Annotated in this window: 27 protein-coding genes; 7 read left to right on the forward strand and 20 right to left on the reverse strand. The window is 27.0% G+C overall.

Translation table 11 applies throughout. The features are described from left to right. Positions 1-453, forward strand: a complete 453-nt coding sequence (locus tag ATR_RS09130; RefSeq protein WP_128997264.1) for a helix-turn-helix domain-containing protein — start codon at positions 1-3, stop codon at positions 451-453. 8 nt (positions 454-461) lie between these two features. Here the strand turns inward: ATR_RS09130 and ATR_RS09135 are convergent, their stop codons facing one another. The 10 genes from ATR_RS09135 to ATR_RS09175 form a co-directional block, all read right to left on the reverse strand. Then, positions 462-1061, reverse strand: coding sequence for a YagK/YfjJ domain-containing protein (locus ATR_RS09135; protein WP_115429134.1), 600 nt, complete (start codon positions 1059-1061; stop codon positions 462-464). Between the two features lie 247 nt (positions 1062-1308). After that, entirely contained in the window at positions 1309-1575 is a 267-nt protein-coding gene (locus ATR_RS09140) for a hypothetical protein (RefSeq protein ID WP_115429136.1), read from the reverse strand. Positions 1576-1699: 124 nt separating this feature from the next. Next, positions 1700-1864, reverse strand: a complete 165-nt coding sequence (locus ATR_RS09890; RefSeq protein WP_164966914.1) for a hypothetical protein — start codon at positions 1862-1864, stop codon at positions 1700-1702. After that, entirely contained in the window at positions 1836-2045 is a 210-nt protein-coding gene (locus tag ATR_RS09145) for a hypothetical protein (protein WP_050071012.1), read from the reverse strand. Before ATR_RS09145 ends, ATR_RS09890 begins: the two co-directional genes overlap by 29 nt. A 3-nt stretch (positions 2046-2048) precedes the next feature. Continuing rightward, on the reverse strand, positions 2049-2348 hold the full coding sequence (locus ATR_RS09150; protein WP_115429138.1) for a DUF2958 domain-containing protein: 300 nt from the start codon (positions 2346-2348) through the stop codon (positions 2049-2051). Next, positions 2348-3067, reverse strand: a complete 720-nt coding sequence (locus tag ATR_RS09155; RefSeq protein WP_115429140.1) for a Rad52/Rad22 family DNA repair protein — start codon at positions 3065-3067, stop codon at positions 2348-2350. Before ATR_RS09155 ends, ATR_RS09150 begins: the two co-directional genes overlap by 1 nt. A gap of 42 nt (positions 3068-3109) precedes the next feature. Continuing rightward, the gene (locus ATR_RS09160) at positions 3110-3727 is read right to left on the reverse strand and encodes a siphovirus Gp157 family protein (RefSeq protein WP_115429142.1); all 618 of its coding nucleotides are present in this window, start codon (positions 3725-3727) and stop codon (positions 3110-3112) included. 10 nt (positions 3728-3737) lie between these two features. After that, positions 3738-4574 (reverse strand): DUF932 domain-containing protein, encoded by an 837-nt coding sequence (locus ATR_RS09165; protein WP_228254227.1) that lies wholly within the window; start codon positions 4572-4574, stop codon positions 3738-3740. 176 nt (positions 4575-4750) lie between these two features. Next, on the reverse strand, positions 4751-4975 hold the full coding sequence (locus ATR_RS09170) for a hypothetical protein (protein ID WP_115429144.1): 225 nt from the start codon (positions 4973-4975) through the stop codon (positions 4751-4753). Positions 4976-5764: 789 nt separating this feature from the next. Beyond that, the gene (locus tag ATR_RS09175; RefSeq protein WP_235657211.1) at positions 5765-7162 is read right to left on the reverse strand and encodes a TraM recognition domain-containing protein; all 1398 of its coding nucleotides are present in this window, start codon (positions 7160-7162) and stop codon (positions 5765-5767) included. Between the two features lie 139 nt (positions 7163-7301). On the opposite strand from ATR_RS09175, the gene ATR_RS09180 reads away from it, so the two are divergent. Then, positions 7302-8470, forward strand: a protein-coding gene (locus ATR_RS09180) for an IS3 family transposase (RefSeq protein WP_115427524.1) whose coding sequence is annotated in 2 segments (ribosomal slippage) — positions 7302-7554 and positions 7554-8470 — 1170 coding nt in all. Because the reading frame shifts where the segments join, the coding sequence is not laid out codon by codon here. 11 nt (positions 8471-8481) lie between these two features. Here the strand turns inward: ATR_RS09180 and ATR_RS09185 are convergent. The 9 genes from ATR_RS09185 to ATR_RS09225 all read right to left on the reverse strand — a co-directional run bounded on the left by ATR_RS09185 (position 8482) and on the right by ATR_RS09225 (position 16332). After that, positions 8482-9297, reverse strand: coding sequence for a hypothetical protein (locus ATR_RS09185; RefSeq protein ID WP_152031133.1), 816 nt, complete (start codon positions 9295-9297; stop codon positions 8482-8484). A 35-nt stretch (positions 9298-9332) separates the two neighbouring features. Further along, positions 9333-9971, reverse strand: a complete 639-nt coding sequence (locus ATR_RS09190; RefSeq protein WP_115429149.1) for a hypothetical protein — start codon at positions 9969-9971, stop codon at positions 9333-9335. A 94-nt stretch (positions 9972-10065) separates the two neighbouring features. Beyond that, complete coding sequence (locus ATR_RS09195) at positions 10066-11334, reverse strand: DNA primase family protein (RefSeq protein WP_115429151.1); 1269 nt, start codon at positions 11332-11334, stop codon at positions 10066-10068. Between the two features lie 15 nt (positions 11335-11349). Beyond that, positions 11350-11604, reverse strand: a complete 255-nt coding sequence (locus tag ATR_RS09200) for a hypothetical protein (protein WP_115429153.1) — start codon at positions 11602-11604, stop codon at positions 11350-11352. 113 nt (positions 11605-11717) lie between these two features. Beyond that, the gene (locus ATR_RS09205) at positions 11718-12350 is read right to left on the reverse strand and encodes a hypothetical protein (protein WP_115429155.1); all 633 of its coding nucleotides are present in this window, start codon (positions 12348-12350) and stop codon (positions 11718-11720) included. 206 nt (positions 12351-12556) lie between these two features. After that, the gene (locus ATR_RS09210) at positions 12557-12769 is read right to left on the reverse strand and encodes a hypothetical protein (protein WP_115429157.1); all 213 of its coding nucleotides are present in this window, start codon (positions 12767-12769) and stop codon (positions 12557-12559) included. Further along, positions 12766-13416 (reverse strand): zeta toxin family protein, encoded by a 651-nt coding sequence (locus ATR_RS09215; protein ID WP_164966911.1) that lies wholly within the window; start codon positions 13414-13416, stop codon positions 12766-12768. Before ATR_RS09215 ends, ATR_RS09210 begins: the two co-directional genes overlap by 4 nt. An 83-nt stretch (positions 13417-13499) precedes the next feature. Beyond that, a complete protein-coding gene (locus tag ATR_RS09220) occupies positions 13500-14642 on the reverse strand; it encodes a site-specific integrase (RefSeq protein WP_115429161.1) in 1143 nt (380 codons plus the stop codon). 376 nt (positions 14643-15018) lie between these two features. After that, positions 15019-16332 (reverse strand): hypothetical protein, encoded by a 1314-nt coding sequence (locus tag ATR_RS09225; protein ID WP_115429163.1) that lies wholly within the window; start codon positions 16330-16332, stop codon positions 15019-15021. 275 nt (positions 16333-16607) lie between these two features. Between ATR_RS09225 and ATR_RS09230 the strand changes: the two genes are divergently transcribed. The 5 genes from ATR_RS09230 (at position 16608) to recA (ending at position 21485) form a co-directional block, all read left to right on the forward strand. Then, positions 16608-17615: a Fe(3+) ABC transporter substrate-binding protein gene (locus tag ATR_RS09230; RefSeq protein WP_115429164.1), complete on the forward strand. Its 1008-nt coding sequence runs from the start codon at positions 16608-16610 to the stop codon at positions 17613-17615. 146 nt (positions 17616-17761) lie between these two features. After that, a complete protein-coding gene (locus ATR_RS09235; protein WP_228254228.1) occupies positions 17762-19174 on the forward strand; it encodes an ABC transporter permease in 1413 nt (470 codons plus the stop codon). After that, positions 19171-20103 carry an ABC transporter ATP-binding protein gene (locus ATR_RS09240; protein WP_115429168.1) on the forward strand — a complete coding sequence of 311 codons (933 nt, stop codon included), beginning with the start codon at positions 19171-19173 and terminating at the stop codon, positions 20101-20103. Before ATR_RS09235 ends, ATR_RS09240 begins: the two co-directional genes overlap by 4 nt. A 65-nt stretch (positions 20104-20168) precedes the next feature. After that, the gene (locus ATR_RS09245; RefSeq protein WP_115429170.1) at positions 20169-20357 is read left to right on the forward strand and encodes a hypothetical protein; all 189 of its coding nucleotides are present in this window, start codon (positions 20169-20171) and stop codon (positions 20355-20357) included. Positions 20358-20441: 84 nt separating this feature from the next. After that, a complete protein-coding gene (recA, locus tag ATR_RS09250) occupies positions 20442-21485 on the forward strand; it encodes a recombinase RecA (RefSeq protein ID WP_115429172.1) in 1044 nt (347 codons plus the stop codon). A 24-nt stretch (positions 21486-21509) separates the two neighbouring features. Here the strand turns inward: recA and ATR_RS09255 are convergent, their stop codons facing one another. Beyond that, positions 21510-22379 carry a biotin synthase gene (locus tag ATR_RS09255; RefSeq protein ID WP_115429173.1) on the reverse strand — a complete coding sequence of 290 codons (870 nt, stop codon included), beginning with the start codon at positions 22377-22379 and terminating at the stop codon, positions 21510-21512. Positions 22380-22454 lie beyond the last annotated feature (75 nt).

A 22454-nucleotide genomic window follows, 5' to 3' on the forward strand; every position in this document is an offset into this window, starting at 1 on the left:
ATGAGTAAAAAATTTTTTGCAGAAAAGTTAATTGCTTTAGAGCCTATTTTAAAATCAACTAGAGAAGTTCCTAGTGCATCTACAATTTATGGCTATCTAAATGGTAGCAGAGAGATAAAAGCTGAGCTATTACCATATATCGCAAAAGTTTTAGATGTTGGTATTTCTGAGTTATTTGAAGATAACAAAAAAGATAGAGTGAAAATTTTACAAAATATTTTAGAAAATCCAAGCCAAGAAGAGCAAAAACTTTTAGAAAACTACTTCAAATTTGAAGAAAAACTAAACAATCAAAAACTACAAAATGACACAAACTATCATCTATATAACTACATATTACAGATTCTTCCATATGCTTCTGAAAAGTTTTTATATACACTTATAGATCTGCTTGAAAGCTACAAAGACTCAACAAAAAGAGCCCAAGAGGATATTAAAAATCTAGATTTTTAATATCTAATTCAATTGATTTTTCTAGGTCTTCCAGCTTTACTTTTAGGTTTTGGCATAGTTCCTCTTACTATTGCTCTATCTTTTGAGTTAGTTTTAATATCATCTATAGATTGATCATCTGTTTTAAGTAGATAAGATATTGCATTTTCTTTTAATATCTTTATTTTCTCTTCATCTTTATAATCTAACATTCCAATTCCACGGTTCTTATAGTCTTTTGCATTACAGTTATAGTAAACTCCTTTTCCTTTTGTAATATTATTATTCCAGTACTCTCCTATTTGTTTAGCTATATATACTTCTTTTTGAACTTTATTTCCATCGTAAAATAAATATGCATGTCCATGTACTCCTTTACCATTCTCACCATGTTCCTTTTTTATTATATAGCCTATGTTATTTTCAAATAGAGTTTTTTTACTTCTTCTATTGTTAAGTAGATTGTTTATGTCTTTGTTCATATCATCGAGAGTCACTTTATTTGCATATGGTGTTCCATAACCTAAATCTATTCTTATTGTACAAATTTTAGAGTTGTTCTCAACTAGAGCATCTATGTATGCTTCCATACTATTTTTTCTTTTGTTATACTTTTGGTCTTTCTTCATCTTTAATCCTTACTTTCTTTTTGTATTTTATTTCTTTAATTAGTTCTGTACTTAATGTACATACAGTTATCTTTGATATCTTTAATATTAGTTATTTATATAATTATAAATATTATTAAATATTTATAATACCTATATTAAATTATCCCGAATCCTTGTATACTAAATTTGTAAACTATAAAGAAACTTTAGAGTTTTAAATTTAAAAAATATACAGTGTTATGTATTTCTATCACTTAATATATATTTAATCTGGTATGTAGCAATGTTCACAAATATCATACTTTGGATCATGACAAGGTGAAAATATAAATTGATTCTCTTCATTATTATCTGGTTCGCAATAGTGACAATACATTGCACCTTTAACACTTTGACAAGCACAATATTCATTACTTGGTTCAAATGGAATAATATGGATTTCATCTTCTCTATTTCGTTCCATACATTGCATATAATCAAGATAATCTTCTATATGTTCAAAATCTTCTGATGATAGTTCTTCTTTTTGCATTTGCAATCCTTTGTTTTAGTTTTATAAGATATTTTTATCTTATTCAATAATATGTATACAAAGTTTGTATAAATAAAAAAAAGAAAAAATATTAAGATGTAACCCAAACCATTTAAGGCTTGGATTAATCTCTCTTATTCAAATCATCTAAAATTTTTTTGACTCTTTTCCTCTCTTTCTCATCTTGTAGATTTTTATAATGTTTTCGTAAATGTTCAAGTCCAGCTTTAGTCCAGTCCTTGAATCTATTTTTACTCTCTTTAATTATGTAGTAATCCCATGCCAACATTTTTAAGCTCCTTTGTTTTATATTCAAATCCAAACTCTTTTAAACTGTTTTTTTCACTATTACCACTAGCAAATCTTTTTGCTAGTGATTTTGGAGTAAAACAATTTATTTTATAATTCGGATATAGTTCTGCTACATTTTTAGCAATTTTTACAGTTGTGATAAATGTAAACTCTTTCACAATCTATCCTTTAATTTTTGATAATCTTGTAGCTTTAAAACTACTATCAAGTTCAGCTTTTAGTCCATAACTATGACTTATTGTTTCAAGTTCACTTAGACTAAAATATCCAAGCTCTTGCTCAAAGCCATCTACTAAACCATAACAAGTGTTATAGTCTGATTTATCAATCTCTATAATGTACCAAGTCCAGTTTGAATTTGGTAGAAATATTTTAAATTTGCATATTGGGTCTTTTAGTATTGTAGAAGCATATAGCTCTGGAATTGATTGTAATTGCTCATTTGTAAGTAAGCTACTCATTATGCAGCTCCTTCTTCAAGCTGTTTGTACCAAGTTTTTGTTTTCCCATCCCATCTAAAACCACAAGCTTTGATACTATCTTTCTTAGCAAATATATCATCACCACTTACAATTAAAAATCCATTTTGCTCTACTACATCAAGACCTATTTTAAATAGTGATTCATACTCGTATGGGTCATAGCTTTGTTTAATGTTTCTATTATGATTAGTAGTTACATTTGTAACTGTTGGTGTTGGTGAAGATTGTCTATAGTTTGTTGTTGGTTTTGATTCATTATTAGCTTGATGATTTTTTGTTTTATCATAAAGAGAGTTTCCAAATTGGTTACCAAAGCTTCGCATAGCTCGTTTAAGTGCATCTGTTACTGCTTCTTTTGCAGCTCCTTCGTGTGCATCTGCTTGTGTTTTTGCAACTCCTGTACCAAATCCTACATCTTCACGGCTTAACTCTTGTGTATGATTTTCACTATGAACTAATACTTGAACTATTGCCTTATAGCAAATAACTTGATTTTGGTTTTGATTTTGCTCTTGGCTAACATGTTCTAGTTTTGAGATAGAATAAGACCAGTTACCAAATCCAAATATTTTATTTGCAGTTTCAATTACATCATGACCTTCTATGTAAGATAGGGAAATATTTCCCTTATCTCTTGTTTTAATTCTTGAACTATCAAGTTCTTGATTTAATATCTCTAATTGCTTTTTATCAAACATTGTTTTATCTCCTTTTTATAAAGATTTTTACTATTGGCTTTATTAAGCAACATTCTCTAAATTAGTATCATCATTTGTTACTAACTCTAGTGTTATTGGTTTTTGAGTATTGTTTGTATTATTGATAGCTTTTTTAGAGTTTACTTTTACCTTTGGTTTTATAGTTGTTGTTTCTGTAATAACTGATACAAGACCTTCAAGCTCTTTTTTACCTTTTGGTGTTTCAAGTGCTATTTTTATTGCTTCAATATCAGGAGTGAACTTTACATAACCTAATCCCATTACTTTATTCTCATTTAGTATTACAACATCTGATTTTGAAGTTGTTGATTCAGCTTGTAAAGTAAGTGAAGATATGAAGTTCCCATCTACTCTATCAACACCATTTTGAATAAAAACATCTGCAACTAACTCTTTAGCTAGAGTTAGTGCAGTTTGTAGTTTCTTTTTATAGTTTTGTAATTCTCTTACATTTGTTCCAATATGTTCAATCTTTGAAGCTATATCTTGCAAAGATAATCCTATATAATCAGCTTTTTGGAAGTATGGTGTATTTGAATCTTCTAAGATAGATTTTAAATACTCTTTGAAGTGTGTATTTGTACTAGACTCATTTAGATTTTCCATTTGTGTTTGAAGTTTATAGTTTACTAATTTCATTGTTTTCTCCTTATGCTGCTAAATTATGATTTGATTTTAAAAGTGCAACTTGTTCAACTGCTTCAAACAGCTCTTTATTAAATTTAATAGTTGCATCAATACCATTTATAGCTTTTGAGGTAAAAGTTTTATTTGTAATTAGATTTTTCATCTTAACACCACCTCTTATCATTGCTTCTTGAATACGATTATATGCACTCCAAAGTGTTGGTACATTATCCTCTTCATAGTTTACTTTTAAAAGTTCATCAGCTTTGATATAGTGTCTGTTTGTATCAAATCTAATATCTATTGCTGCATTTGCTAACATCTGTTCTTCTGCCTTTGTTAAAGAAATAGATTTAAAAGTAGCAACTATTTCTTTTATCTTTCGCATATATGATGTTACTTCAGCGATTGCATTTTTTACTTTCTCTTGTGTAAATCCTACATGAACGATTGAAGCGTGAACAAAGCTTTTACTTGGAACTACAAGCATATTTGAACACACAATTCTAAATATTGCTAAATCAACAATAAAGCTAGATGTTCTATTATGAGAGTTTGTTAAAACTATATCTTCATATTCATCTTTTGCATTTGGTCGAAGTAAATTTTCTAAGCTTCTAAACTGAATAATATGTTTTTGATAACCTTGATTCTCTTCATCTCTTACTTTACTCTCACTTGCCATTATTGGATAGTAACCTGCATCTCTAAAAGTATCAAGTAGTTTAAATGTTGGAACAAAGGCATATTTATCGCTAACTGTTTCTATTGGACTTTCGCTAAAAATTGATGGAGCTACTTTAAATAGCTCATCATTGCTTAGTGGTTTAACTGTTTTATTTATTTGGTTTACTGACATGATTTTTTCCTTTTTGATTTTTCTTTTTAATTTTGTGGATTTGTATAACTATTTTTACTATACGAACATATTTAAAGATAAATCCTTTTTAGAATTTATCTTCACTATTTTTTAATACTGTTACAACTGTTGTTGCTACTTCTAAAGTTGTTGCTAATGTACTTAGAAATGACATCTTATGCTCCTATATATGGTGAATATGAACTATTGTTAAAAGGTTTTAAATCTTTTAACAACTCTTTAAACTCTATTTGCTCTTTTTGTAAAGATTGTTTTTTCTTATCCAAACTATCTTTGATTTTTGCAAATAGTTTAACTCTATATCCATCAATTAGTTTTTGATTAATTGTTGTGGGAAAGTAAGAGATTAAATCTCTTGAACTGTTTTTTATTTTTCTCATCTTTTCTCCTAAAGGGTATTTTATTTACAAGCTAGGATTATTTCCTTTGCTTGTCTAACCTTATGATATGTGATTGAAAAAAATTAGGTTGTTTATGAAATTGAAAATGAAGAGTTATTAATTTACACTATCGCAATTGAAAAAAGAGATGATAAGGAAGTTTATAAAAAAGCAAATGAGAGATTGTAGTAATTTTTATTCTAAGGTTTATCTACTTTGAAAATGTAGTTAAATATCCTATTTTGGTAGTATTCAATATTTTCGTCAGCATTAGACAACTCCTAAAATTCTATAATAAATTCAAAACTATCATCAAGAAGTCCTTCAAAAAGAATGGTTAGTTGAAACAGAGTTAAACTCCAATTTATAATTTATATTGTCGATTTTTTATATTATTACTCGAATCTTGAGCAAGATGTGAATCTATTTAAGATGCAAGTTTGCATATCTAATTGAATGTTTAAATATTAAAAAAATTGATTTCTCGAAATAAAAAATACATTTCTACATTAGAATTACTTGTCATATTGGCTGTGGATTAATGGTGATTGTTTAATCAAAAAAGCTACATTTATATTCCAAAACATTGAATATTTTAGCCTATTTTGATGGGCTTTTAGAAGAAATAAGAGATAATGTATAATCTTCATAAAGCCCATCTTTAAGGCTGTTGTGAAAATATTATGAGTGTGTTTTAGGATTTTTATTAAAGTGTCAAAACATTTGTGTATGTTCTGAAATATAGCCAAAACATACACAAAATATAGGTTAAAATATGTCAAATTACCATTATAAATAGTAATAATTCTCTGTATTAGATTTTCCATTATCTGTAAATTCAGAAGATCTAGTACCTGAATATATTTGATTAAACTTGTCAGCCACATTTTCATTTTTAAGTTGAGAAATAAATTTTCTGTTAGAAATTAATTCATTTAATTCAAAAGCTAATTGAAAAATAGTACTAATTTCTTGTTGTCTAATTCTTGGTTTGCATTCATTGTCTTTAGGTGTTCTAAATTCAAAATCATTTTTAATCTCTTTAAATCTTTCTGGAGCAGAAGTTTTAAGTTTATATAAACATGATGTTTCAGTTAAATTTTTTGAGATTAAATCAGCTTTAAATTGTTTTATCATTTCATTAATTTCTTCTTCTGTTGGTTGTGAAGCTATATTTTGTTTAATAGGTCTATAGTATTTGGCTAATTGATACTGTTTATGTTCTTCCCATTGTTCATTAGATATTTCTTCACTTGAATCTAAAAATCTATCAGTATTTTTGATTTTTACTATATCATTATTAGCTACTGAAATATAAAATTCACCTTTATCTAATTTTTCAACATCTTCTAATTTCATATTGAGCGTTTTATTCATCGCTTCAAGAGTTTTATTAGAATTTTTACCAATAATTTTTCTTTCTGTCATACTCAAAAGAATATCTTTCAAATCTGCATAAGGAATCTGAGAAATTGCCTGATGTGCCATTGTTAAAAAGAAATTATATTTACCAACTTCTGTCAATATAGTTTTAATGTTATTATTTAAAGACACAAAGTTGTGAAATTCATCAAGGAACAAATGTGTTAAAACTCGATCTTCCTTACGAATTTTCACCCTATTAAGAACTAGTCCTAATATGTACTCCAAAATAAATCTTATGTAATATTCATAAGTTTCATTCATCTCACCTTTTGGAACATCTAAGATTATAATATTCCCTTTAGTATTCATTTCCTTTTCTAAATTCAATGAATTTGTACCGTTCATAAGATTCATAAATAGAGGATCACCTAATATTGTACTAAGTCTTCTTCTCACAGCATTTTTAGTATTTGTTTCACCTGAAAAATAATCATTGAAGTATTCTTCTTCTAATGGATTTGAACTATTTTTAGCATATGAAACTAAATCGTCATTTCTCTTATCATTCATAAATCTATAAAGCTCAGAAAAACTTCCTCCACCTTTTCTTAGTAAAACACGGATACAATTTAGTAGTAAATCTTCCATCTGACCACTAAATGTATCATCTATTTTTATACTTTTAAATACACCTAATATAATTTGAGCTACTTTTGATATATTCTGTTCACTTTTATCAGTTATTTCAAAAAGATTAATGGTAGGAGAATATGATTCATTTAGTAAAGGATTAATATAAACGAGTCTTTCTTTATCTTTCACAAGCCTTGCAAGTTTTTGTCCAAGTTCGCCATGAATATCAAATAAGATTTGGAATGACCCCAAAAAAGTAGACAGAAATTTATTCAGTTAATTAAAATAACAATTTAGAGAAAATTGTAAACAATTGAAGGAATTAAAAATGGCAAGAAGAGAATATAGTGAAGAGTTTAGAAGAGATGCTGTAAAACAAGTTATAGAAAATGGATATGGGGTTGTTGAAACAGCTGAGAGGTTAGGTGTCCATTATGATTCTTTGAGAAACTGGATAAAAAAATACAAATCACCAGAAGCTGAAGTAGAAATAAAAAAAACTCAAGATACAACAGCTGAAATAAAAAGATTGCAAAAAGAATTAAAGAGAGTTACAGAAGAGAGGGATATTTTAAAAAAGGCCGCAGCGTACTTTGCAAACAACCCAAATTAAAGTACGCATTTATAAAGGAGTATCAAATACAGTACACAATCAGAAGAATGTGTACTGTATTGAAAGTTCATCCTAGTGGGTATTATAAATGGTTAAAACAACCTATTTCAAATTTAGAGATTGAAAATCAACAAATTTTACAAGAGATAAAAAAAGCATATAGAGAGTCAAATGGGATATATGGATATAGAAATATTCATAAAGATTTAAAGGCTTCAAATATACATGTAAATAAGAAAAGAGTTGCAAGATTAATGAAAGAAGCAAAACTTTGTGGAATAGGAAATTATAAAAGAAAACCAAAGCATAAGGCTGGTTCAATTCATAAAGCACATCCAAATCATTTAAAACAATGTTTTTTAACATATAAACCAAATGAATCTTGGGTTAGTGATATCACATATATCAGAACTTATGAAGGATGGTTATATTTAGCTACAGTTATAGATCTTTATTCAAGAAAAATAATTGGTTGGGCAACAGGACATAGACAATCAACATCTTTAATTATTAAAGCTTTGAAAAAAACAACTCACAGAATTAAAAATCATAAAGTGATTCTTCATTCAGATCAAGGTAGCCAATATAGTTCTTATGAATACCAAACATTTTTAAAGCATCATAATATTATCCCAAGTATGAGCCGTAGAGGTAATTGTTATGATAATGCAGTAGCAGAGAGTTTTTTTAAGACATTAAAAAAAGAATTAGTTAGAAAAACTATATTTCATACAAGAGCAGAAGCTAGAGATAAAATATTTGAATATATAGAAATGTTTTATAACTCAAAAAGACGACATAGTTTTTTAGATTTTATAAGTCCAAATGAATTTGAGAAAAGATACAATGATAGTGTTACTCAACCAAAGGTGTTAACTGATTAAAAAAGTGTCTACTAACTTGGGGTCATTCCAATTATACTACAATCGTTTCTATGTATATGCTTCATAATTAATGAGAGAAGAAGAAAACTTTTTCCTATACGAGTTAATCCCGTTAGATAGGTATGAAATTCCCCTATTGGGAAATATTTCTCAAAATCATTACTATATGGATCTAAAATTGGTAAATTATTAGAACTTACTTCATTTTCAGCTACATTTCTTTCACTAAGTAAGTCAATATATCTTTGATTTTCATTTACTCTAATATCTAATTGTTCTTTTTCCATAACTCTAATTTCATCTGAATAATGATCCAACGAGGACTCAATAGCTTGATATAAAGGTGTAGTGCTATTAACTTTGAATTTTGATAAAATATTTTCTTTTGAATCGATAAATAATGTAGTACATAATTCCAAAAAATCTCTAAAAAATTCATGTGCTTCATCAATTGTAACTATTATTTTAGCTTGTGTAGGTATTTTATAGCCATCACTTTTAATTGCTTTGTGAATTACAACAGAAATTATCAGTTCTTTTAATTTTTGTTGTTCCTCTTCACCCTTTGGTATATGATTTATATAAAGAAACAATTTTCCATTTACTATTTCTGCTAAACTTTGTTTGGATAGAGATTCAGCTGTTATATGTGCAAAAATACCTGTATCAAATAGTGCTTGAATTGTTTTATTTACTACAAAATCTTCCGATACTGATTTATTACCCACTAATAAAAGCATTGTGTCTTTATTTGTACCAATATTGCCAATCCATTGGGATATGCTTTCTTTAGCATTATAAGATGGATTTTCAATTATGCGTTGCATAATTGACCTTGTATTTGACCAGTTCTTATTGTTACTCATCTAGGAATCCTTTTTTTGTTAAATCTTGTAAATGCTAATAAATTTCTTTTCCAAACACCATTATAAGTATTAAAAATCTCAAATGATTGATTATTATCAAATACCTCTTCTTCAACAATAATAATGTTGTTTATTGCTACGAAAATTGTATTTACTCTATATTGATTGTTATTTCTTAAAACATCGTTTATATCATTTACTATATTTACATCAGCACCATATCTACTTGAAAGCTCTTTTTGTATTTCAATATGATTATCTATAATAAGTTGTCCACTATTGGTACGAAAATACAATAAATTCTTGAATCGCCATAATTTAATTTCAGGATAGTTGATTTTTTCTAGTAAATTGTTTTGTTTAGACATTAAATCATTATATTTATTAACTTCATTATGATAAATCCATTGTCTATCATTTTCTGTATTCCAATATCTTTGTATTACATTTTCATTAGTTCTTACAGCTTGATTTAATCGATTTGTTGAATTTACAACTTCATTTTCAATTACTTGTAAAACTCCAATTAATCGGCTTCCATGATTAACCAATTGTTCAAGTTCATTTGGATTTTCTATAGTTGTAGGACTAAAACTACCATCTTGATTTTGTTTAGTGTTAATAATATATGACATCTTTCTTCCTCTATATATTAAATTTTATTGAAAAACTACATTCTACTAAAGCCTTTAAATAAGGCTTTAGTAGAATGTAGTTTTTATTAAATGTTCATGCAAATTTTGCAAACCAAACGTTACCTGTTCCTCTTCTTGTTGCTTCAAAACCTAATGCTTTTAATTCTCTATTAAAATATCCTCTACCTAATGGTTCTTCATCATGTAATTCACAAAATAATTCATATTGTTTTAGAATATTTTCATAAGTAGTAACTATAGATTTTGAATTATTTTCAGTTTTTATAAGATTTGTTTCTTTTACAAACAAATTAACAAAATTAAATCTATCTTTAAAATCTTCACACTCTTTTGATATATATATTTTTTTAGTTTTTATAATTTCTTTAGCACCTTCAAATAGCCAATTAAAAATTTCAAATTTATAGTTTTCAATTATAGTAATATAATTTTCATCATCAAATGTAATTTGACAATTTACAAATATGATTTTTTCTAAAGATTTTGTATCTTTTGATATATTTTCATAATCAATAAATAAATCTTCTAACTTTGCATTTTCATTATTAAAATAATTTGAAATTAAATCTTGAGGTATCACTTCTTTAAATATATTGATAAAAGAAGTTGACTGAATTTTGTTTAGTCCATATAAACAAATTTTTTTATCATCGTTAAAATTCTTTACTAAAATTTTTGAGATTACTTGTTGTAGAGTTTTTTGAATTTCAGCAGAAGAGATAATAGTATTAAGTAATTTTATAAAATTATCATTATTAGCATTTTCAATATATTCAAAATTAAGTATATATTTAAGAAAATACTTTGGATGATGTTCTTCAAGTTGTACACCATTTTTACTAATATTTAGAATCCCATTTTGTAAGTTGATACATGTAGAATCTTTTAATACAAGTTCTTCAAAATAAGCATCTTGAATAAATTGCTTGAGTAATTTATTAATAAATGTTACACTTGAAGCTATATATTGTGGAATTCCTACTTTCTTTGCTGCTGCTTTAAGAAAATTAATTAACAAAGCTGAATTTATTTTTATCCAATATTGGGCATTAAAAATATAAAACTCTTTTTTATCTTGAGCAAACATATAATTAATTTTTATTGCATATCCTAGTAGCATTTTTGAAAATGTTACAACATAAGCCTCTTTAACATTAATCTTTCCTCCGAGTGAATTTGAATTTATCAACTCAAAAATCTTTGACCATTGCTCAGCATTTAAAGGAGTTAATTCATCTAATAAATTTGATAAAGCTTCTTTTACTCCTTGATTTTCTGTAGTATAGTTGTCAATAAACTCATCTTCTGCATCGAATATATTGTTTTTAAGTATATTACTCATAATACACTAACCATATTAATTAAAATTATTCATCATGAAAGAAGCTACAGAATCTATAGGAAAAACTATCCTTGGTTTTTTAGATTTACCAATTTTTCTGTAATTTGGAAGCCCTATTCCTTCTTTTAAAAGTTTATCTAAGAAAGATAAGCTAATTCCTATCTCATCAGCAGTTTCTTGGCGTGAGATTCCAAGTCTTCCATATTTATTAAGAAGATAATCTGTGTAGTATTTTTTATCTTTAAGTTCATTTCTTTCATCTAAAAACATTTTATATCCTTTTATTCACTACAAATAGTTTTATAGCTTTATAAAAAGAATTTTAGTTCATTAAAACTTAAATTTTGTTTAACTATATAATAATATTAACAAATAATATTTAATTAAGTATTTTTATTGCTTTTCAATATTTCTATTTCCTTTTTTAATTCAATATTTTCAGTATAAAGTTCAATAGCTGTTTCAACTTGCTTACTAATTTTATTGTTTGATGCAAAAGCTCTTAAACTAGTTTCTTTCATACCTATGGCATCTGCTAAGTCTTTTAAGCGTAAATCATATTTATCACAAGTAAATTTGATAATATTTTGTTTTTCTGTTAAACCTATAATATTCTTCACTTCTTCATTAGTGTATTCAATAGGATAAGATATATAATTTTGATTGATTTGTTCTTTTAATAGCTCTTTATTTTGAAAATATTCAGCATTTGAAAGTTGCTGATCTATAAATTTTTTATCCATATGATATTTTTTTTCTAAATTATCAAGTTTTTCTTGAACCCCTTCTATTGCACCATTATTTATTTTTGATAATTTTTGAAAAAAAATCAAAATAATCTCATTAAAATTTGTTGTTTGATATGTGCCTAAAGATTTATCTGCATAAATTATTTCTACTTCAAAGAATGCAGGATTATGTATTCTCTTAAATACTAATTTACTATCAATCCCTTTTCTAAGCTTTGGAACAATTAATGTATCTTTTGTAGCGGATGGAATTACTCTTGCTTGCATTTTTTTCCTATAAACATTTTCAATTATAAAGTTAGCCACAATTGTAATGAAACTCTTATTTAATGCTGATAAAACTCAAAAACCAAGAATAGTTTTTCCTGTAGATGCAATAGCTGAATTTATGATATTAAATTTGTAGAAGATAAAATTATGTGAGTATAAAAAATATAAAAGTAAAAGGATAATTGGATTTTCCAATTATCCTTTTATTTATTAAAAAATTTTTCTGTAATTATTTTTTCTTGTAGCTGAATATTTTTAGCCATTTGTCTAATTTTTTCATCTTCTTCATAAAGAGCCATTTTTTGTTTTACAAACTCTTCAGCACCAGCTATATTTTTAGATTTATTAATTATTTCTTGTTGCAATTCATTTATTCTATTTAGTGCATTTTTCATAAAATTATTATCTAATTTCAAAATTTTTCTCCGATTTTATTTATAATAAAAGCATCATCAACATTTTTATAAAAAGAATCATTTTCCTTGTCTATAAAATGTAAATTTATACTCTCTTTAAATATTGATTTTAACTCCAAAACCGTATTGTAAGAGTTAATATTACTTCTTATAAATACATCCTTTGGAACTTTCCTATGCGTTACAACTTCTCGTCTGGTTGCATATTCAAAGCAAACTTTTGGATCGTTATAAATATAATATATATCAACATTATAGTCTCTTTTTAATAATCTTTCAATATTTTGAATAGCCAAATCAACATTAGATAAATTTGAATCTAAAATTATTGAAAAGCCCTGCTTTAAAGAGTAATTAAAAAGTTCATTGAATCCTCGGCTTGAAGCTTTTTGGAATAAATCTGAATTTTGTCCATCATACCCAACAGGTTTAAAAAAATCTCTTATATTATCTGTATCGATATGTAAAAAATTTGGATTTGTCTCTTTAAAGAAAATACTTAATTCGGTTTTGCCAACCCCACTCATACCAGCAGTAAAAATGGCAATTTTTTCATCAATAGGATTTATATTTGTTGTATATTCCTGTAAAAAAGCATTCTTATTTTTGTTTAAATAATCAATTGCAATTTTTTCAAATTTATTCAAATTAAAATCCTCTCTTCTAAATGTAAAAAACATTATATCTTTAAAACTCTTTTATTAATAACTTTTATTTTAAATAATTAACATCATGAGTATAAATTATTTAATGCATCTTGAGTACCTTTATGTAGCTCAACTTTTGTGTATCTTTCTGTCATTTGAAGTCTACTATGACTCATAAGTTTTTTAACATCTAAAATATTTACATTTGAATTTTTTACTAAATGCGTTGCAAATGTATGCCTAAATGTATAAAATGTTACTCGATGTTTTCTATCATTTCTATCAAATCCTCTATTAAACAAATCATCAAGAAGTGGTTGTATTTGACCTTTCATTCCTTCATAAGTAATTGGTCTAGTTGTGTCAGTTTTTGGATTATCAGGATGAAAAATATAGTCATCTGGTTTTAAATCTTTTGTTGCTTCTATTAGTTTCTGAAATAAAGACTCTATAAGTGGAACTGGATATCTTTTCCCTTTTTTAAGAGCTGGAAATGTTAATGTTCTATTAGGAATATCTAAATCTTTTTTTTGTGTGGTGATTATTGCTTGTGGTCTAGCTCCTGTACCAAGAGCAACACAAACATATAAATATGCTTTTGGCTTATGAATTAAACAATCAAAGAGATGTTTTATTTCATTTGTAGATAAAACCCTTTCTCTTTCATTTTGTGGATCTTTTATAGATATTTTGCTAAGAGGATTAGCAATATTTTCTAACTCTTTAAACTCTTTAATACCAAAGTTAATTATAGCCTTAAATGTTGCATGATAACTATTTATAGAAGCCTGTTTATATTCACCTTTAAAAACATTTAACCATTTATCTATGGACTCTTTATTTATTTCATCTATAGCTTTATTACCAAAATATGGCTCTATTTTATTTTGATATTTAAAAAGTGACTCTTTGAATATGTTTGGCTTAGAGCGTGTTTCATAATCTTTAAAATACTCAACAGCTACAGTATTTAATATAAGCTTTTTAACTGCTTTTCTTTTCTTTATAAAATCAGGCTCATCTCCATCTAATTTTATTTTACTAATAGTCTCAATTCTCTTTCTATTTGCATATGCTTCGTTAATATTATGTGAAGCCAATCCAACTTTTACCCATTTTTTCACTCCATTTATATCTTTATAGGTAAATTCAAATACTCTATCATTATTAGCTAAGTCCCGATAATAAACGCCTACATACTTTTTTGATTTGATTCTTTTTGACATAAATCGTGCTACCCTATAGCTACCCTTTCTTTATATTTTAAGCCATTTTTGTACATTTTTATAGATTTTATTATATTTGGAAAAGCTTTACAAAGTGCTTAATTATGGGGTTTTACAGTATTATGTAGTTTTGTGGATTTAACGATTTTAATAATTATCAATCATTAAAATCATCTATTTTTATTCCCTTCAAAATCTATTATGCTATTTTAAATAATTTTATCATAATTTATGGCTAGTTATTTATATATTTTATACTATTTTTATAGTATAAAAAGTTTTAAATTATATCTAATTGTAATTAGAATATTGTTTAATATGATTAAAAGTTGTTAGCTTTAAAAGCTAGGACTTAAGTCCCAGCTTAAAGAAGATATTAGTTTGTAATTCCATCCGAGAGTTGTTGTTCAATTTTAAGAGTAACCGTACTATCAAGAGTATTTGACCACTCTATAAATGTTTTACCATTTTCAATAATTGTCGTTTCGGTTTTTTGCCATTGTGAACTATCAGCGAAGCTGACTTTATCTTGACTATCTCCAAGGATTGTAAGATTAATATTTCCATCATTATTTTTACCCATATCTAATATATCTTGCAAAGTGATATTCAGAAGCTCATTTTTACCATTAGCACTTAAATCTATTTTATCAATATTTTCAAATCCTAATTTACCAATATTATCGAAGTTTATATTCATATCCTTTGCTAAAATAAATGAACCATTTACAAATTGAGCATCAGCTTTATAACTTAAATCTATGATATTTACATCTTTATCTACAATTCTAATTATTGTATCTATATCTTTTCTTTCCCCATCTTTATCCCCAATTTGAACTTTACAAAATTGCCCTTTATCATCTACCCTTTCAATTTCTAAATTATAAACTTCATCATCTTCTATTAAATTATCTTTATTCGTTTTTACTTTAAACTCAATAGATAAACTTCCCTTTGGAATTATAACTGTAATAATTTCTTCATTATCAAATTCTGTATCATCATTTGAAGTTGTTTTATTTGTATATTTTATGTATATGATTGTATCTTGAGTTGCTATCACTGGATTTCCTTCTGCATCCACTAACTTTACTATATAATTTGCGCCATTTCCTTCATTTACAACTTCTAGTCCATCAATAATAGTATAGACAATTGAAGATGATTGTTCCAAAAGCATATTCTCAGTATCTTCATTTATTTCTTCTGTTTCGCCCGTCCAAGATAATTCCCTTAAATCACTTATTATATCTATTGCATCACCATCTCTTGAATTAAACTTACTTCTTAAAGCTCCACCATCTTTAGACTGTTCATCTCCAGCATTTGTTATTTGCTCAGCCACATCACCTGCTGCAGTTTCCATATTTGTTTCATCATTTTGTGTATTTTTCCAAGCACTTAGAGCTTCATCTAAGCCATTTTTATCAAATGCTAACTCTTCATTTTCAAAAGTGCTTGCTATTAAAGTTGTATCTAAAAGTTGTTCACCTTGGCTTAGTATTATTAGTTCATTTGTATCAAAAAATATCTCCATTTTTGATGCATCTGTATTTGAGCTTGCAGCGACTATTGTATCATTTAAAGATACAATATCACCAACTTTTAATTCAACTAAGTTTCCTGGAGAATCCTTTATGAAAAATTGCCCTTTTGTAATTGATTGTATTTTTGCCGAATTTGCCATAATCATCTCCAATATAATAATAAATTTCCTTACTATATCAAAATAAAATAACAAACACTTCATCCAATAGGGTGATTTTTATAATATTTTTATTTATAAATATTATTTTTATTCATATTTTCTTGTATTGTTTATATTTTATAGTTATTTATATTTATAAAAATCTCATACTTTTGATAATCATTCTTAATATTAAGAAATATTAAAGTTTAATAATTATAATATTCCATCTTAAAATAGAACTTGTTTATAAAATAAAATTAAAGGATACTAAGATGATTAAAAAATTAGCTCTTTGCTCACTACTATTTACAAATATATTATTTGCAAATGGTGAAGTAAATGTATATTCACAAAGACATTACGACTCAGATAAAGCTTTATTCAAAAAGTTTGAAGAGACATCTGGTATAAAGATAAACCTTATAACTGCAAAAGCTGAAGAGCTTGTTTCAAGGCTATCTATTGAAGGTTCAAATAGCCCAGCTGATATACTTATTACTGCTGATATTGGAAATTTATATGAGGCCAAAGAGAGAGATTTACTTCAAGGTATAAATTCAAAAATATTAGAAGAGAATATACCAGCTCACCTAAGAGATGAAGATGGAAACTGGTTTGCAATAACAAAAAGAGCTAGACTTTTTGTTTATAATCCAAAAACTATAGATCCTGCAAAATTAGATGATTATTTTTCACTTACAAAACCAGAATTTAAAGGAAAAGTAATAACTAGAACTTCTACAAATGCTTATAATAAATCGCTTCTTGCTTCTATTATTGCTCATAATGGTGAAGAGAAATCACTAGAGTTTGTAAAAGGTTTGGTAAATAACTTTGCAAGAGCTCCAAAAGGTGCAGATAAAGACCAAATAAGAGCAGTTGCTTCAGGTGAAGCTGATATTGCCATTGTTAACTCTTATTATTTAGGAGTTATGGCAAATAGTGGAGATAAAGTTGATGAAGCAATAGCAAAAGAGGTAAAAGTATTTTTCCCTGCACAAAAAACTACAGGTGCTCATATAAATATTTCAGGTGCTGCTATTACAAAATTTGCTCCAAATAAAGAGAATGCAATAAAACTAATTGAGTTTTTAACAAGTGAACAAGCACAAGGAGAGTTAGCTCAAGGAAACTACGAATATCCTGTAAATCCAAAAGTAAAACCTGCTGGAATTGTTGCTTCTTGGGGAGAATTTAAAGAGGATACTATACCTTTAAATGAAGTTGGAAAATATACAAGAAAAGCTGTTGAAATAGCAACAAAAGGAAACTGGAAATAAAAAATATTAAGCTTTTAGTAGCCCCAATTTTGGGCTTACTAATCTCATTACCGGTTTTAATACTAATAATATATTTTCTATTTAATGAATCTTCCAACAAAGAGTTTCTAGAAAATGTTTTTTTATTAGAATATACATTAAATACCTTGTATTTAATAATAGGTACTGCAATATTTGTAATAATAATAGGTGTAATAACTTCTTACCTCAGTGCAAGATTTGAGTACTTTGGAAGTAAGTTTTTCTCTATTTGTTTTATCCTTCCTTTAGCTTATCCTGCATATATTTTTGGTTATACATATGTTGGTTTTTTTGAATTTCGTGGACTTTTATCACAACTTTTTAATGACACTACTATAAAACTTGATATTTTAAATATGAGTGGAGCTATTTTTATCTTTTCTATTGCGATGTTTCCATATGTTTTCATATTAGCCAGAGTATCTTTTGCTATGATTTCAAAAACTGTTGTAGAACTAATCTCTTTACATAATTTAAATCCTGTAAAAGCATTCTTTATAGTATTTCTTCCACTATCATATCCAGCAATATTTGCTGGAACAATACTCGCAATTATGGAGACTCTAAGTGATTATGGTACAGTTTTATACTTTGGTATTGAGACATTTAGTGTTGGCGTTTTCAAATCTTGGTTTGGTTATAATGATTTAGGTGGAGCTATTAATATTGCAATTGTTTTACTTGTTTTTGTATTTTTTATTCTTATATTTGAGCATAGTGTTAGAAAAAAATTCAGATTCTCAAGCTCTACAAATAGCAATGAAAAAGCACCAAAGATAAAATTGCAAGGGAAATACAACTTCTTTGCATTTATTATCTCTTTTATTATCTCTCTTTTTACACTATTTATTCCTACAGGTGTTTTACTTTATTGGACAATTTTAGATATTAACACTCTTGATTTTACAGCATTTGAATACCTATTTAATAGTTTAAAACTAAATATAATCTCTAGCTTTTTTATAATATCTTTAGCTTTCTTTGTGGTATATTTTTTAAGATTTTTTCCTACAAAGATATCAAATTTTACTCACAAACTTTCAATGTTAGGATATTCAATTCCTGGTGCTGTTGTAGCAGTTGGGCTACTTTTAATTGCAAATTACCTAGACCACAGTTTAGGTTTTATGTTTTTTAGTGGTTCATTTATAATCTTAATTTTCGCATATACTACAAGATATTTTGCATCAAGCATTGGAAGTGTTGAAAATGGTTTTAGTAAGATAAATAGCTCTTTAGATGATACTAGTAAAATATTTTGTAAAAATGAGAAAGAGTCTATTTTTAAAATATATCTTCCTCTTTTAAAGCCTTACTTGCTTAGTGGTTTTTTAATTTTATATATTGATATTGCAAAAGAGCTTCCAGCAACTTTGATTTTAAGACCATTTAACTTTGATACTCTAGCAGTACGAATTTATGAATTAGCAAGTAATGAAATGCTCTATAAAACTGGTTTTCCATCACTTATTTTAGTTCTTACAACTGCTAGTGCTGTGTTACTTCTAAATTTTAAAACAAAAAGAAAGCAAAAATGAAAAAGATAGTAGAGATAAAAAATTTAAGAAAAATATTTTGTAAAGGCGATATTTGTGTTGCAAATAGTTTAAACTTTGATTTAATAAAAGGTGAAATTTTTACAATTTTAGGTACAAGTGGAAGTGGGAAAACTACATTTTTACGAATGTTAGCAGGTCTTGAGAAACCTGATTTTGGTGAGATAAGAATAGATAATAAATTGGTTTTTTCAAAAGATGTAGATATTGAACCAAATAAGAGAGAAGTAGCTATTGTTTTTCAAAACTATGCTTTACTTCCACACTTAAATATTGCTTCAAATATAACTTTTGGAAGTAGTGCTAGTAAAAATGAATTAAAAGAGATTTTAGAGAAAACAAAACTAAAAGGGCATGAAACTAAATACCCACATGAATTAAGTGGAGGACAACAACAAAGAGTAGCTTTGGCAAGAGCAATTATAAACAAACCAAAAATACTTCTACTTGATGAACCTTTAAGTAATATAGATACAGAGCTACGAAATATTTTAAGGCTTGAACTCAAAGAGATGATAAGAGAGTTCAATATAACTGCGCTTTTTATCACTCATGACAAAGAAGATGCTTTCTTCCTATCTGATAGAATTGCTATTATGCATGGTGGAGATATTTTGCAAGTTGGAACTAGTAAAGAGCTTTATAATAATCCAACAAGCCTATATTGTGCAAATTTTCTTGGAAAAATCTCACAAATATCTGAAAACTTATATATAAGACCTGAAAATATCAAGATTTGTCAAAATGGTGAAGTTGAAGCAGTGATAAAAGAGATTATCTTTTATGGAAGCTTTTATGAGGTTACAGTTGCTACAAACAATCAAGACTTACTTCTTTTTAGTTTTGATGATAACTTAAAAATTGGACAAAAAGTAAATTTAAACTTTGAAGATAAAATTTTAAAGTTTTAAATATAATTTATTTAGTATTTTATTTAATTATGCAATAATCAAGATTATATTTTATAGGTAAAAAGATGACAGAGATTATTCCAAATAATATTTTAAAAATACAAAAAAAACTAGCAACTTTGCAAAAAGATTCAAGAAATTATAAAAAATATACCAAGATTTTAGCAAAACATATAAAAACTCATACTATGAGAGAGAGAGTAAAAGCCCATATTAAAGCGATTGAGACTATACAAAGTTTAAAGGATGAGTAAAAATATTGCAAATTGATATATTTTTAAATACTTTCAAAAAATTCTGCTAATATTTCAACATAAAAATAAAAAGAGGAGATTAATATGGATGAAAATCAAAAAAAATCACTAGAATTAGCAATTAAACAAATAGATAAAGCCTTTGGGAAAGGAACATTAATTAGACTAGGTGATAAAGAGGTTATTCCTACAGAAGCTATTAGTACAGGTTCTTTGGGTCTTGATTTAGCTCTAGGAGTTGGTGGATTGCCAAAAGGAAGAGTAATAGAGATTTATGGGCCAGAAAGTTCAGGAAAAACAACTCTAACTCTTCATGCAATAGCTGAAGCTCAAAAAGCTGGTGGAGTTTGTGCATTTATAGATGCAGAACATGCACTTGATGTAAAGTATGCAAAAGATATTGGTGTTGATATAGATAATCTACTTGTTTCTCAACCAGATTTTGGAGAACAAGCTTTAGAAATACTTGAAACTGTTATTAGAAGTGGAGCTGTTGATTTAGTTGTTGTTGATAGTGTTGCTGCTCTTACTCCAAAAGTAGAGATTGATGGTGATATGGATGATCAACAAGTTGGTGTTCAAGCAAGACTTATGAGTAAAGCTTTGAGAAAAATCACTGGACTTTTAAGCAAAATGAACTGTACAGTTATTTTTATTAATCAAATAAGAATGAAAATAGGAATGACAGGATATGGAAGCCCAGAGACAACAACTGGCGGAAATGCTCTTAAATTTTATTCAAGTGTAAGACTAGATATTAGAAGAATTGCAACACTAAAACAAGGAGAAAATTCTATAGGAAATAGAGTAAAGGTAAAAGTTGTAAAAAATAAAGTTGCAGCACCATTTAAATTAGCTGAATTTGATATTATGTTTGGAGAGGGTATCTCTAAAACTGGTGAAATAGTTGATTATGGAGTAAAACTTGATATTATAGATAAAGCTGGTTCTTGGTTTAGTTATGGTGATACAAAAATTGGTCAAGGTAGAGAAAATGCAAAAGTCTTCCTAAAAGAGAACCCAAGTATTGCAAAAGAACTAGAAGATAAAATTTTAAACTCAATGGGTATAAATGATGCGATAATCACTGGAAGTGATGATGAAGAGAGCTCTTCATTAGATGATTAAAAAGAGGTTCTCCTCTTTTTAAATCTATCTTTCATCTGGCATTAAGTGCATATTTTTTGCTATTTTAAATCCCAATTTTTCAAGAGCTTCAACATCATCTTTTGGAGTTTTTCCAGTAGTTGTAAGATAATCTCCTATTACAAAAGCATTTGCTCCTCGTTCAAAAATCTCATATTGTCTATCACCAAACATAAGCTCACGTCCACCAGCAACCATTATTTTATGTGCATTTGGTATCATTTTTCTTGCAAGAGTTATTAAATCAAAAGCTTGTTCTATATCTACTGTATTTTCAACAATAGGTAAAGCTTCATTTGGATGAAAAAAGTTTAAAGGTACATTCATAGGATCTAGTGAATTTATTGCTTCTAGCATAGAAATTCTATCTTCTTGAGTCTCCCCCATTCCAAAAATTCCACCACAAACTAGTTTTAATCCAGCCTCTTTTGCATTTAGACAAGTTTGGTATCTCTCATCCCAAGTATGAGTTGTACAAATTTGTGGATAGAAATCTCTTGAAGTTTCTAAATTGTGGTTGTAGTTATCAACTCCCGCTGCTTTTAACTCTTTTAATTGTTCTAAGCTTGCTATACCATTACAAGCAATTACTCTAAGTCCTAAATTTTCAGCCTTAACAGCTTTTGCAGCTTGTGCTATAAATTTTGTTTTCTTATCAGTAAGTCCAGCACCAGCAGTTACTAAACAAAATCCAACTGCTCCATTTGCTCTAGCAATTTTTGCCTCTTTTACAATCTGCTCTATATCTTTTTGTTTATATCTATCTATATTAGCTTTATATTTTACACTTTGTGTACAAAATTTACAATCTTCATTGCAAGTACCACTTTCAACATTGCAAATAGCACATAAAAAAATATCTTCATTATTACTCATTTTTATACTCTTCTTTCTTAAAATTACTTATATTTAAAATAAACATAGATTATATTACTATTTACTTTAATCTTA

Origin of the sequence: Aliarcobacter trophiarum LMG 25534, from assembly GCF_003355515.1 — a bacterium.
Classification (GTDB): Bacteria; Campylobacterota; Campylobacteria; order Campylobacterales; family Arcobacteraceae; genus Aliarcobacter; species Aliarcobacter trophiarum.